The 13,519-nt window shown below is 42.1% G+C and carries 11 protein-coding genes; 8 read left to right on the plus strand and 3 right to left on the minus strand.

From position 1 onward, the window contains the following. The first annotated feature begins 230 nt into the window (after window positions 1–230). Entirely contained in the window at window positions 231–3,413 is a 3,183-nt protein-coding gene (locus NPUN_RS14525; RefSeq protein WP_012409378.1) for a GAF domain-containing sensor histidine kinase, read from the plus strand. 79 nt (window positions 3,414–3,492) lie between these two features. On the opposite strand, the gene NPUN_RS14530 is transcribed toward NPUN_RS14525, so the two are convergent. Together NPUN_RS14530 and NPUN_RS14535 are read right to left on the minus strand one after the other, a co-directional pair. Next, the gene (locus NPUN_RS14530) at window positions 3,493–4,080 is read right to left on the minus strand and encodes a DsbA family protein (protein WP_234711101.1); all 588 of its coding nucleotides are present in this window, start codon (window positions 4,078–4,080) and stop codon (window positions 3,493–3,495) included. Window positions 4,081–4,204: 124 nt separating this feature from the next. Then, complete coding sequence (locus tag NPUN_RS14535) at window positions 4,205–4,834, minus strand: Uma2 family endonuclease (RefSeq protein ID WP_041565410.1); 630 nt, start codon at window positions 4,832–4,834, stop codon at window positions 4,205–4,207. Window positions 4,835–5,049: 215 nt separating this feature from the next. On the opposite strand from NPUN_RS14535, the gene ffh reads away from it, so the two are divergent. The 5 genes from ffh (at window position 5,050) to NPUN_RS14560 (ending at window position 9,324) form a co-directional block, all read left to right on the plus strand. Continuing rightward, window positions 5,050–6,516 (plus strand): signal recognition particle protein, encoded by a 1,467-nt coding sequence (gene ffh, locus NPUN_RS14540; protein WP_012409381.1) that lies wholly within the window; start codon window positions 5,050–5,052, stop codon window positions 6,514–6,516. 198 nt (window positions 6,517–6,714) lie between these two features. Further along, window positions 6,715–6,975: a 30S ribosomal protein S16 gene (gene rpsP, locus NPUN_RS14545; protein WP_012409382.1), complete on the plus strand. Its 261-nt coding sequence runs from the start codon at window positions 6,715–6,717 to the stop codon at window positions 6,973–6,975. Then, window positions 6,938–7,372 carry a KH domain-containing protein gene (locus NPUN_RS14550; protein WP_012409383.1) on the plus strand — a complete coding sequence of 145 codons (435 nt, stop codon included), beginning with the start codon at window positions 6,938–6,940 and terminating at the stop codon, window positions 7,370–7,372. The genes rpsP and NPUN_RS14550 overlap by 38 nt, the downstream gene beginning before the upstream one ends. 502 nt (window positions 7,373–7,874) lie before the next feature. Further along, window positions 7,875–8,828: a PhoH family protein gene (locus tag NPUN_RS14555; protein WP_012409384.1), complete on the plus strand. Its 954-nt coding sequence runs from the start codon at window positions 7,875–7,877 to the stop codon at window positions 8,826–8,828. Between the two features lie 91 nt (window positions 8,829–8,919). After that, a complete protein-coding gene (locus NPUN_RS14560) occupies window positions 8,920–9,324 on the plus strand; it encodes a ChuX/HutX family heme-like substrate-binding protein (RefSeq protein WP_012409385.1) in 405 nt (134 codons plus the stop codon). A gap of 39 nt (window positions 9,325–9,363) precedes the next feature. Here NPUN_RS14560 and NPUN_RS14565 read toward each other — a convergent pair whose 3' ends face one another. Next, window positions 9,364–10,479, minus strand: a complete 1,116-nt coding sequence (locus tag NPUN_RS14565) for a toll/interleukin-1 receptor domain-containing protein (RefSeq protein WP_012409386.1) — start codon at window positions 10,477–10,479, stop codon at window positions 9,364–9,366. Window positions 10,480–10,767: 288 nt separating this feature from the next. Between NPUN_RS14565 and NPUN_RS14570 the strand changes: the two genes are divergently transcribed. Both NPUN_RS14570 and NPUN_RS14575 read left to right on the plus strand, forming a co-directional pair. Further along, entirely contained in the window at window positions 10,768–11,568 is an 801-nt protein-coding gene (locus NPUN_RS14570) for a DUF6816 family protein (protein WP_012409387.1), read from the plus strand. 87 nt (window positions 11,569–11,655) lie between these two features. After that, entirely contained in the window at window positions 11,656–13,476 is a 1,821-nt protein-coding gene (locus tag NPUN_RS14575; RefSeq protein WP_012409388.1) for an ABC transporter ATP-binding protein, read from the plus strand. Window positions 13,477–13,519: the final 43 nt, after the last annotated feature.

The following is a 13,519-nucleotide window of genomic DNA, read 5'->3' on the forward strand; positions in this document are numbered from 1 at the left end:
TCATATTTGATTGCGTGAAAAAACTCCCTACAACTCAAAAAGCCTTCTTTCCTATTTCCTCTTGCCTATTGCCTCTTGCCTTCCCATGTAAGTATAGCTACGCTACGCGAACCAAAATCAAACCAGATTCCTATATTTAAGATTTACTTTATAAATAGTCTCTCAACCTAATAATCTGAAAAATAAAGAAGGGAATACTAAAAGTAGGTATTTCAGTTTCTTTATACTTTATGATAACAAACAGTCCTAAAACGTCGAACTTATTAGACCTGCAAGAGTGTCACAAACAGCTACAGTTAACGGTTCAGTACCAAAAAATATTGGCGAGAATTCTGGCTAAGATTCGCGCATCTGTAAACATAGAATCCATCTGTTCAACTTCTTGTCAAGATATTTGTCGGCAATTAAAGATTGAGCGAGTTGCAATTTACCGCTTCAACACTGACTGGAGCGGTAGTTTTATTAATCGTTTTGGCTTTGCAGAACATCCTTGGGATGCATTGACTGCCTTTGGACAGGACTTGGTGTGGCAAGATTCGCATTTGCAAGAAACTCAGGGAGGGCGATATCGCAAAAATGAGCCGTTTGCTGTGGCTGATATTTACGATGCAGGGCACGCTCGTTGTCATATTGAAGTATTAGAACAGTTTCAGATTCGGGCCTATGCGATCGCACCGATTTTTATTGGTGCAAAACTGTGGGGAATGCTGGCAGCCTATCAACACTCTGCTCCTCGCCAATGGTGGCCTCACGAAGTTGAATTCTTAGCCCAAGCTGCCAGCCATCTCGGTGTGGCAATGCAGCAGGCAGAAACCCTAGAACAAACTAAACAACGCACAGGAGAACTGCAAGATGCGATCGCACGGCAACGTGCCTTGACGGAAGTGGTAGGAAATATTCGCTCCTCTGTGAATCCCGAAATTATTCTAGACACTGCCTGTCAAGAACTATGCAAACTCCTGAAGTTAGAGCGGGCAGCAATTTATCACTTTAATGAAGATTGGAGCGGCGAATTTGTCAGCCAATTCGGGATGCTAGAGCCACAGTGGCATAGAATCCATCCTTTTGGCAAAAATCTAGTTTGGCAAGATACCCACCTCCAAGAAACCAAAGGTGGACGCTACCGCAATAACGAAAGTTTTGTTGTTAACGACATCTACCAAGCCGGACACTCGCGTTGTCACATCGACATTTTGGAGCAATTCAAGATTCGGGCATATACCTTAGCGCCCATCTTCATCGGTCCAAAACTATGGGGACTGATAGCAGCATATCAACACTCCGGGCCGCGCCAATGGGCAAATTACGAAGTGGAGTTCCTTGGACAGGTAGGGGCACAATTGGGAGTCGCGATTCAGCAAGCCGAGAATTTGGCTCAGTCGAAACAACAGGCAGTTGCTCTCAAAGATGCGATCGCTCGGCAACGGGCACTAACTGAAGTAGTCGGTAAAATTCGCTCCTCTCTCAATATTGATTTAATCCTAAAAACTACATGCCAAGAAGTGTGCAAACTGCTGCGAGTTGAGCGGGTTGGCGTTTATCGCTTCAATGAAGACTGGAGTGGTGAATTCGTCAGTAATTTCGGCATGGTTGAGGCACAGTGGGACAGCATCAATCCCTTTGGCAAAAATCTCGTTTGGGAAGATACCCACCTTCAAGAGACCAAAGGCGGACGCTACCGCAACAACGAAAATTTTGCTGTAGAAGATATTTACCAAGCCGGACACTCACGCTGTCACCTCGATATTTTGGAACAGTTCAAGATTCGTGCTTATGCGTTAACCCCAATTTTTGTAGGACGGAATCTGTGGGGATTGCTGGCTGCCTATCAACATTCTGCACCGCGCCAGTGGGATAGTGTGGAAGTGGAATTTTTGGGACAGGTTGCGAGCCAACTGGGAGTAGCACTGCAAAGTTCTCAAATGGTGACTCAAATTCAAACTCGTGCTGATGAACTGCAACAATCGGCTGAACAGCGGAGGATTTTATTTGATTTGGTCGTCAAAATTCGGGAATCGTTGGATTTAGAGACAATCTTGAAGACTACAGTACAGGAAGTGCGGCGATCGCTAAATACAGATCGAGTCGGCATCTTCCGCTTCGATCCGAATGTCGGTTTTTGCAGTGGTGAATTTATTGCTGAAGATGTGTTACCCAAATTCGATTCTGCTCTTGCTGTGAAGGTGCAAGACTATTGCTTCGGCGATCAATATGCACCGCAATATCGCCAAGGGCAAGTGCAAGTTATATCTGATGTCAACAGCGTTGGCTCCAAAGTACCTCATCTTGATGTGATTGAGCGATTCCAAGTCAAAGCACAGATTATTGTGCCATTGATGGAAGGTGATGAACTGTGGGGTTTGTTATGCATTCACCAATGCACCCATACACGTCATTGGGAAGAAGCTGAATTGGAATTTGTCACCCAAGTGGCGGCTCAACTGAGTGTAGCACTGCGTCAAGCCAACTTGTTTCAACAATCTAGTTTGCTGGGTCAAACTCGTGAAGAAGCAAATCAACTCGCGCAGACTCTGAATGAACTGCGGACTGCCCAAATGCAAATTATCCACGCTGAAAAAATGGCCAGCTTGGGACAACTGGTAGCGGGAGTTGCCCATGAAATTAATAACCCGATTAATTTCATCCACGGCAACTTAGAACACGCCCACCAATATACGCAAGAATTGCTTCGCTATGTGCAGCTTTATTGGCATCATTATCCTGATGCCGCACCAGAAATCCAAGAGTTTTTCAAAAAAGCCGAAATAGAGTATTTGGTCGACGACTTACCTAAATTATTCCAATCCATGCAGGTTGGCACTGAGCGCATTTGTGAAATTGTCACCTCTTTACGGAACTTCTCACGTTTAGACGAAGCCGATTTCAAGCCAGCAAACATTCATGAAGGCATCGACAGTACATTGATGATTTTGCAAAACCGCTTGAAGCCTTCAGGTGATAGCCTCACCATTCATGTGAGCAAAGACTATGGTAAGTTACCTCTGATAGAATGCTATCCCGGTCAGTTGAATCAGGTATTTATGAATTTGCTGTCCAATGCCATTGATGCTCTAGAAGAACGAATCACGCAGGAATTTTCTGAAGGACTGGCAAAAAACCCCAGCAAAATCCGAATTTCTACCTCCCTGCTCAATAAAGACTGGATTGTAATTCGCATAGCCGACAATGGACTCGGCATAGATGAAAAAGTCCTCTCTCGACTATTCGATCCATTTTTTACTACCAAGGTTGTCGGTAAAGGCACAGGACTGGGACTATCTATCAGCTACCAGATAGTAACAGAGAAACATAACGGCAAAATCTACTGCCAATCTGAACTTGGCAAAGGTACAGAGTTCGTGGTTGAGTTGCCGATTTGTCAAGTTACAACTAGAAAATCAGTAACTAGTTAAGGGGTTAGACCAGGAATAAGCAAAGAGGCAAAGTGATGATTTTTGCCGACTCACTTGACAAATTATCACTCGGCACACATTACTGTACTGTTTGGGTAACAGCTATATTACATAATTGCTTTACCTTCTCGGCAACCCAATCAACGCGATCTTTTCCCCAAAATCTCTCGCCTTCGACTACCCAATTCGGGACTCCAGGACAGCCAAACTGTTCGTATTCTGCCAAAGCTGCCACTGCTGCTTGTTTGGCTGCTTCCCCGTAGATTAACTCAAGAATGCGATCGCCATTTAACCCGACATCATTTGCAACTTTCCTAATCACAGACTCATCATTAACATCAAGTAGATCGATGTACGTCGCTCGAAAAAAAGCTGCATCAAGCAGATGCTCCTTCCCAGTTCCACAAGCAGCGTAATAGGCTCTTGCAGGAAGTTCTTCCCGACCAAACTTCATTTTCTCCCAGCGCTTGACCCACCTACCAAATTCTTCATACTCCTTGAGCCGAATTTCAATGCCGTACTTTTTCGCCCACCGCAAACAATCTTCTTTGTGATACGATGATAACAAAGCACTTTCACTTCTTCCTTGTAAATCAGCTACCTTTATACCTCGCTCCTTCGGTATATAAATTGGTCTTCGTTCAATATCAATAGGTAAACCTTGCAATGCTTTTTCCGCAAGAGCAATACCAATATATGAATTTGACGAGTGGTATATTGAGTATGAATATACTTTGATTCGCTGCGACATCTATCTAAATTAACTCGCAATTTTAATATTTTAATAAATATTAAATGTGGCTTCTAACCCATTGGCGAAATTCTTTAACTAATTCTAAATAATCTTTTTCTCCCACTTGCGCTAAAAAGTTAGAAATCTCTGTTAATGGCAAATTGGGAAATATTAAACTCCGTTCAACAGATATATATTTATGATTTTCTAAAATGTTAATACTAAAATCATTACTATCATATCGCCAGATTTCAGGCACACCCATATCGGCATAAACTTGAAAGCAATTTATAGAACTGTTAGTAATATCAATTTCTACTACCAAATCTGGCGGTGGATCTTGGGATAAATCTATTCTTTTTTTGCCTTTTATGAAATTAATATTTTCAATGTAAAAGCATTCATCTGGTTCTGCGCCACTCAGTTCTGGGCGCTTGAAAGTAGTAGAACCAAGGCAGTCAATTCTAACTTCTAGTTCTTCTGCAAGAGTTTCAACAAATCGACCCGCAATTCTTTTGTATCGTTCATGTTCAGGTGAAGGAGCCATGATTTCTAGACTACCTCGATTGTAAGTAAGCCGGAGGCGGCGACTAGCACTAAGTTCAGTTAGCAAGTTTTCATAGGTTTGCCAACTGATACCCGATAAGTGGATGATTTCTGTGGGTTGAAGCAGTGTGTTGCTAGCCATAGCGATATGTGATGTAGGTTCTCGCTGTACAATAGCCCTTCTTCGCCTCATTGTACTTTAAGCTCAATCTTCTATAAAGGTAGGTATCTGGTTGCTACAGTCGCGGTGAAAACTACTAAGCTGGTAAATAGCACGTTTAAAATTTAGCGGAAATTCGGAATCGCATTTATCGGCGGTTCAAGATTCCTCATTGGCGAACTACCTGTAATTACATTATGTTTGATGCTCTATCTGACCGTTTAGAAGCCGCCTGGAAAAAACTGCGGGGACAGGACAAAATTTCTCAATCCAACATTCAAGATGCATTGCGCGAAGTGCGCCGCGCCTTGTTGGAGGCAGATGTCAATCTCCAGGTAGTCAAAGATTTTATTAGCGAAGTCGAAGCCAAAGCCCAGGGAGCCGAGGTAGTTACCGGCGTGCGACCTGATCAACAGTTCATCAAAATTGTTCACGATGAACTGGTGGAGGTGATGGGAGAGGAAAATGTTCCCATCGCAGAAGCCCAGGAAAAGCCTACTATTGTGTTGATGGCTGGTTTGCAAGGTACTGGTAAAACCACAGCGACGGCTAAGTTAGCCTTACATTTAAGAAAATTAGATCGTAGCTGTTTGTTGGTGGCGACAGACGTATATCGCCCAGCAGCGATCGACCAGTTGCTGACGTTGGGTAAGCAAATTGATGTACCAGTATTTGAACTAGGAAGCGACGCAGATCCCGTAGAAATTGCTCGACAGGGCGTAGAACGCGCTAGGGCAGAGGGTGTAAACACAGTAATTATTGATACTGCTGGTCGCCTGCAAATTGACGAAGATATGATGGCGGAATTAGCCCGCATCAAAGCAACTGTCCAACCCCATGAAACTCTGTTGGTGGTGGACGCGATGACTGGTCAAGAGGCAGCAAATCTCACTCGCACCTTTCATGAGCAAATAGGAATTACTGGGGCAATTCTCACCAAGATGGATGGTGATAGCCGTGGTGGTGCAGCGCTTTCAGTGCGAAAGATTTCGGGAGCGCCGATTAAATTTGTGGGCGTGGGTGAGAAAGTCGAGGCACTGCAACCCTTTTACCCCGATCGCATGGCATCCCGAATTTTGGGAATGGGCGATGTGCTAACTCTAGTAGAAAAAGCCCAGGAAGAGTTCGATTTAGCAGATGCTGAGAAAATGCAGGAGAAAATCCTGTCAGCAAAATTTGACTTTACTGACTTTCTTAAGCAGTTGCGGATGCTGAAGAACATGGGTTCTCTGGGAGGCTTCATCAAGATGATCCCAGGAATGAACAAGCTTTCAGACGACCAACTCAAGCAGGGAGAAACCCAGCTTAAGCGCTGTGAGGCCATGATTAACTCCATGACTCGCCAAGAACGGCACGACCCCGATTTATTAGCCAGTTCTCCTAGCCGACGGCGACGCATTGCTGCTGGCTCCGGCTATAGAGAGTCAGATGTGACTAAACTGGTGGGTGATTTCCAAAAAATGCGATCGCTCATGCAGCAAATGGGTCAAGGTGGCTTCCCTGGAATGCCAGGAATGTTCGGCGGTGGCGGCGGTATGGGCAACGCTTTCGCAGGAGCTGGCAATCGTCCCGCAGCCCCCGGATGGCGGGGTTATGGTGGTGATGCAGGCACGAAAAAGAAAAAAACCAAAGAGAAAAAGAAAAAAGGCTTCGGCAATCTTTAGTCATTAACCAATGACAAAGAACAAATGACAAAGGACTAATAGCAGCAAATGCTAGGCAGTGCTAAAATTAGCATTTCGACCTCAGAATTTATCAGCAGAGGAAACTAACCCTCAATTTCTCGGCAATAGCCAGATTTAGGTTGCTTCCTCACCCACTAGTTGCTAAATAATATCTAAACAGGAGAATGATTCTTCAACATGATCAAACTGCGCTTGAAGCGATTCGGTAAAAAACGGGAAGCAAGTTACCGCATTGTCGCCATTAACAACCTCGCTCGCCGTGATGGCCGTCCCCTAGAAGAATTGGGATTTTATAACCCCAGAACTGATGAAGTGCGATTAGACGTTCCCGGTATCGTCAAGCGACTACAACAAGGCGCTCAACCCACTGACACCGTACGTCGCATTCTAGTAAAAGCTAATGTTTTTGAACAGGTCAGTGCAACAGCCGCATCATAATTTCGGAACAAAATTGCCAACAGCCAGTCCCAACTATGTTGATCTGGTTCGGTTTTTGGTGCAGCCATTTTTGGAATCTCCAGAGACTTTAAGCGTCGATTGTGAAATTTCTCAGGCCCTAAACCGGGTTTGGGTTCGCATCGCCTTTGAAAGCACAGATAAAGGGAAAGTGTTTGGTCGAGGGGGACGCAATATTCAGGCGATTCGTACAGTAATTGCCGCAGCCGCAGCCGCAGCTGGGCAATCAGCATACCTGGATATCTACGGCAGTACCACTCCGGGCCGCGAAGGTATGTCTTTTGATGAAGACACAGAAGAGCGATCGCCACCGCCGACTAGAAGAGAAGTGCGTGGAAATGATGGGCCTAAACCCATTGTTAAACCCCGCCTCCGCTAGGTTAAAACTAGAGAGCAAGTCTGAGCGGTTGTGATCACCTCCGCTCAGAATTTTTGTAAAGATGGAAAGTAGCAAAAAGATTTTTGGATCTTTTTTTGAACTCTTCACCGAAGAGGAAGGGGAGCAGCCTTGCCGTGACTTGTGCCGAGCGGAGCCGAGGTAGCGTAGCCGAACGGGAGCAGTGGGCAGGGAGAAAGATACTGGAATTACCCTGCCACAAGGGTTAGAGAACAACTAAATTTATTTATGCTCAAGAGTAAAAGTATTTATTTCAAAATGTGTAACATTATAAGTAATACATCCTTACTTCAGAGCCAAGACATTCATTTATAGGGATTCTCCCCCCTGCTCCCCGCCCCCTGCCCCTTTTCCTCTTTTTGACCAGTGTCGATAATTTGTTGCAAAAATTTTTCTAAAATGTAATTAAAAAAGCGTAATTTCGCCTTTGGCGAGAAAATATTAACCTTTGTCAAAAATAGATCCTTACGAATTAAAAAATACTATGGCAGGTGCTTTAACAATTCAGCTGCCGAATGTTTCCAGTGCGATCGCTCTTGGAGGAGATAGAGAAGAAAATCTCAAAATCCTATCTAGGCAAACAGGAGCTAATTTAGTGCTACGCGGACAGGAATTAGTGATTTCTGGTACTCAAGAGCAAATCGATCTGGCTTCTCGATTGGTGCGATCGCTTGAAGACCTTTGGATTAAAGGCAATACCATCACTAGTGCCGATATTTTAACAGCTCGTCAAGCCATAGATAGCGATCGGCAAGGGGAACTGCAAGATTTACAGCGAGATGTCCTTGCCAAAAGTCGCAGGGGCGAAGAAGTCCGTGCTAAAACCTTTCGCCAGCGTCAATATATCGACGCACTCCGTAGGCGCGATCTTACCTTTGGGATTGGGCCTGCTGGTACTGGGAAGACTTATCTCGCCGTTGTTGTCGCCGTACAAGCACTCCTTGCCAATCAAGTTGAAAAGCTAATTTTAACTCGCCCTGCCGTCGAAGCTGGTGAAAAACTCGGTTTTTTGCCTGGAGACTTACAGCAGAAAGTTAATCCCTATCTTCGCCCACTTTACGATGCTATTTACGAATTCATCGACCCAGAAAAAGTACCCAGTTTAATGGAACGCGGTGTGATTGAAGTCGCGCCACTTGCCTATATGCGGGGACGCACCCTCAATAACGCCTTTATCATTGTCGATGAAGCTCAAAATACTACACCCGCTCAGATGAAAATGGTTTTAACTCGTTTGGGCTTCCGTTCGCGGATGGTGATTACAGGCGATATGACACAAACTGATTTACCACTTCACCAACAATCAGGTTTAGGAGTGGCTTTACAAATTTTAAAACACGTTGAAGGGATTGCCTTTTGTGAATTTTCCCAAAAAGATGTCGTGCGCCATCCTCTAGTTCAACGCATTGTTGCTGCTTATGAACAATACGAAAAATAGGAATTGGGAATTGGGAATTGGACATAGGGCATTAGTTAGGACTCCTCGTTTAACCAACGACAAATAACAAATGATAAAGGACAAATGACAAATGACCACAACATTGAAAGAATTTTTAGAAGGTTGCGAAACTCTTGGAACCTTGCGTTTAATTGTCACTAGCAGTGCGGCTGTATTAGAAGCACGGGGCAAGATTGAAAAGCTATTTTATGCAGAATTACCAAAAGGTAAGTATGCGAATATGCACACTGAAGGCTTTGAATTTCACTTGAATATGGATAGAATTATTCAAGTAAAATTTGAAACTGGTGAAGCGAAAAGAGGCAACTTTACAACCTATGCTATTCGGTTTTTAGATGATAAACATGAGCCTGCTTTAAGCCTATTTTTGCAATGGGGTAAACCAGGAGAATATGAACCAGGACAGGTGGAATCTTGGGAGACTCTAAAAGAAAAGTATGGAGAACTTTGGGAACCTTTACCAGCAGAGATTTAATATAGATAAATGGTAATTGGCGAAACCGTCAATCACCATTTATTTAGATAATACAATGTTACGAAACTGAATATCTTTAAGTGATTTAGGTGAGTCAAATCCTTCTGCTTCAATATTAAGGACTTGTACTTTATTGACTTGTGAAGGAATCTCTAGAAAATTAACACTCAGCCTAACATTAGCATTTTGGATAAGTTGTGGACTAACGTAAGAAGTGTCTTTAACTGCATCAATCTCAACTGACTCAGCAGGATATGTGATGCCCTCTAAATCCAAGAATTTACTTCTCTTAGAGGGATAATTAGCGTATATTTTAAGTACTCTATCCTTGAGAGTATTTGTTATCAATACATCACATCTTACATTTTCATTTAATCTTTTGCAGCTTTTAAGCTTAAAAATAAACCCTTCCACTTCGACCGTTTCTTGAGATCCTGTTTCTTGTTGAATACTTGGGTTACTCTTGTCAGGAACTGTAGGTGCAGGAGTTTTATTTGGTAAAGGATTTTCAAGAATAGTCTGAGGTATGGGTGTTGTTTTAATCGGATTTGGCAAATCAGTTTCAGCAGGTGATTGTGAGGTAACTTCAGAAGACTTTATAGTTTTTCCGCTAGATATATTTTCAGGACATTGTAGTTTTAAAAAACATCTAACTTCCGGAGTGGCAATAGCAATAATTACACTTAATCCTGTTAATACTAGACCGAAAATAGCGATAAATTGATTAAAACCTACTTTTTTACTACGATATTTCAAAACTTTGTCTTGGATAAGTCTCCAAAGTTTGACAATTTGCTCATTTTCGTGATCTCCATCCCAATTTAATAGATAAGCTGGTTGGATATCTAAAAATTCTCCAGGGACTTTAATATTTTCAATTAATACAGGAATCAGAATCTTATTATTTTTTTTCGCTTCCAAAGCTAAACTTTTTAACAAGGCAGATTTTACAGAATTATTTGACCATAAAACTATGACAAATTTAGCTTTATCTAGCATTTCTGTTGTTTGATTTATGATTTTACTTCCTATAGAAATATTTTGTGCTTGCCAAACATCAATACTATAATAATTTAAAGCATCTTCTAGGAGACTTGCTATAGCTTTATCCGATTCAGAGTAGAGCAAACAAACTTCATTTTGACGTGCGTTCATTTATTATTTTCCTAATTTTGCAAATTACTTAGCTCTCACCGAAATTTATGGTATTGATATATTGATATACTATAAATTAGATAATCAGCATTTTATGGAATTGTACACTAGTAAGAATCGACTTTTCAAACACTCAATTATGATAACTTATCTAAAAATTTTATGTAATACATATCATAGCTCAATGTGTGATTAGCTAGCTGGATAATGAGCAATACCTTAAATGCTTTATTTTCCTGAAGATAAATTTTTATTCCATAAAAAATAAATATTAAACAAACACTACCGATGCTTATAAAGAAGGCGATTTGGAGTTTTTGCTTAGTTGTTTCGTTCTTACTATGGAGTAGCGAAGCTCTTGCAGGAGAGTTGTCTGAACGGTTAGCAAATTTTCCTCAGTGGGAAAAATTAACTTCAGTGCAACAGGCTTCTGGTGATTTGGTTTACCCTGAATGGATGGCTGGTTCTTGGCAAGTTACCAGTACTTTAGTAGATTTAGCCGCACCTTTAGCACCAGATATCGTAACTCCAGGGTTTGAAGGTAATCGCCGACAATTAAATCAGCCTGTGAGTTTTGTAGTAAGATTTGTGAAACAGCAACCACCTATTACTAGGTTAAAAATATTTCCTCAGATAGATTATAAATCCCCAATTTTAGTAGCAGATAGATCGTTTAATAGTTTGAACTTGGCACGGGCTTATTTAGGGGATGAAGCAGTGTTATCAGTCAAAGTAGATCCAGATTCACCTAATCGTCAGATTACATTCTTGCGTAGCAGTCACCAACTAGTTTCTATTGTGACTGCACGCGCTACCGAAACTACCTCCGATGGCAAGTTCATCACTACAGAAGTGTTTCAACAATTATTTAAAGGCGGTTCACGCCCCTATTTAAACTCTGTAGAATCTACCACTGCTTATCATAAACTTCCAACATCTAATCGGGCGATTAAAGCAGATCAAGTTACTGCTGTTTATCTTTCACCCCAAGATCCAGATTACTTTAAAGCTGGTTCTCAGCCAGTTGCTCTCTATCGCTATCGCCTCAAATTTTTCTCTCAAGAACTGCCAACTACTCCCAAAGAGTGATTTGTCATCTAACTATTGACTCTAGTGTAATACGTCTGTAGTATATAAATTCCAAGTTTACGATCGCGCTCTTGGACGGTGTGCATCATGGCCAAATTTCAAGATATTGTCAATTACTTTCGCTCTGACTGGAAGTTGAGTGTTTTCAGTATTACAGCATCTAGCATTTACGAAGTTATTGATTTAGTTGTACCTTATGCGATTGGACAGATTTTAAACGTTTTGTCTGCTCAACCTTTGGATAAACCACTTCAAAGTGCGATCGCAACTTTTTCTGACATCACCAATTACCCAGTTAATAAAACTCTATCTTTGAGTGTATTACTGGGGTTAATTTTCGTTGTCACGGTAGTCAGAGCGCCTACACAACCTTGGTTAACCAATTGGTTTCATTGGGATATAGCTTTTAGGGCACGTCGAGAAAAAAACGAAACAGCGATCGCTAAAGTTCTGACTCTACCGCTAGAATTTTATGATGAAAATAACCCTGGACGTATTGCCGGAAGAGTAGCTAGAGGAATTTCTAACCACACTTGGGTGTATCCAGAAATTGCCGGACAGTTGATTCCTAAACTAGCTCGTGTACTGGGGATTTTTGTGTTTATCTTGTTCATTGAGTGGCGAATTGCAATTTTATATCTAATTTCCTTTGTAATTATTCTCAGTTTCAGCTTGAAGAATTTGCAGCAGTTGATTGGGTACGAAAGTCGCCTGGATAAATATGGAGAGGACACCGAAAGCCGCACTTCCGAATTAATCACCAATATCAAAACGGTGAAAGCATTTGCGACAGAATCTAGAGAACTGAAACGGCAAAAGCAACGTTTGGATCGTGAACTAACAGTGCTTGATTATCGCATTCACAAAGGTTATACGATACTGGGTACTTGGCAAAGAACTGTAATTCAGTTTTGTGTGTTTACAATTCTGGGTTTGACTTTAGCAGCAACAGTAAATGGGAGAATTTCTCTCGGTCACTTTGTCATGACCTTAACTCTTTCTAGTATGGCTTATGCCGAATTAGAACCTATTAGTAGCTTGGCAGAAGTTTTTGCCCGTCGTTATTCTTCTATGCTGCGGTTTCACGAATTTCTGCAAGAGCCAACTGCATCTGATTCAGCTACTCTTTTAGAAGAGAGCAACCAGACAGAATCACCTTATAAATTTACTGGAAAAGTTGAGTTATCGCACCTCAGCTTTGGATATGATGCCAAGCATCAAGTTTTGCAAGATATTAACTTGTTGATTGAGCCATACCAAACAGTGGCATTAGTAGGGCGTTCCGGTTCTGGTAAATCTACTTTAGTGAAATTGCTGTTGCGATATTTCGAACCTCAAGAAGGCCAAATTTTGATTGATGGTCAAGATATTCGGACTTTGGATGTGGGTAAGTATAGACGGAGATTAGCGATCGTTCACCAAGAAGTAGATGTTTTCAACGGTACGATATTGGATAATCTCACCTACGGCAGACCAAATGCTAGTTTGGAGGAGGTTCAGGAAGCTTGTAGAATTGCCAGAGTCGATGAAGTAGTGCAGCACTTACCTAAAGGTTATTATACCGTCGTTGGGGAAAGAGGTGTCAGGTTATCTGGAGGACAAAGACAGCGCTTGGGAATTGCGAGGGCGTTGCTAGTGAACCCAGACGTGCTGATTTTTGACGAAGCCACCTCTAGCTTAGATTATGAATCTGAGCGTTCAATTCAGCTAGCAATGCGATCGATTCAGGGTACTTGCACCACTATTGTGATTGCCCACCGTTTAAGTACAGTGCGAGAAGCAGATAAAATTGTAGTTCTGGAGCAAGGAAAGATTGTAGAAGTGGGTAGCCACGATGAACTCTTGCATCAAGAAGGCATTTACCGCCGCTTGCACTCCCTACAAGAAACAGGAGAACTCCTAAGTTAGGGAACATAATATTTTGGATTTTGGATTTCAGGTTGACTCCATG

The sequence above is a fragment of the Nostoc punctiforme PCC 73102 genome (genome assembly GCF_000020025.1).
Classification (GTDB): Bacteria; Cyanobacteriota; Cyanobacteriia; order Cyanobacteriales; family Nostocaceae; genus Nostoc; species Nostoc punctiforme.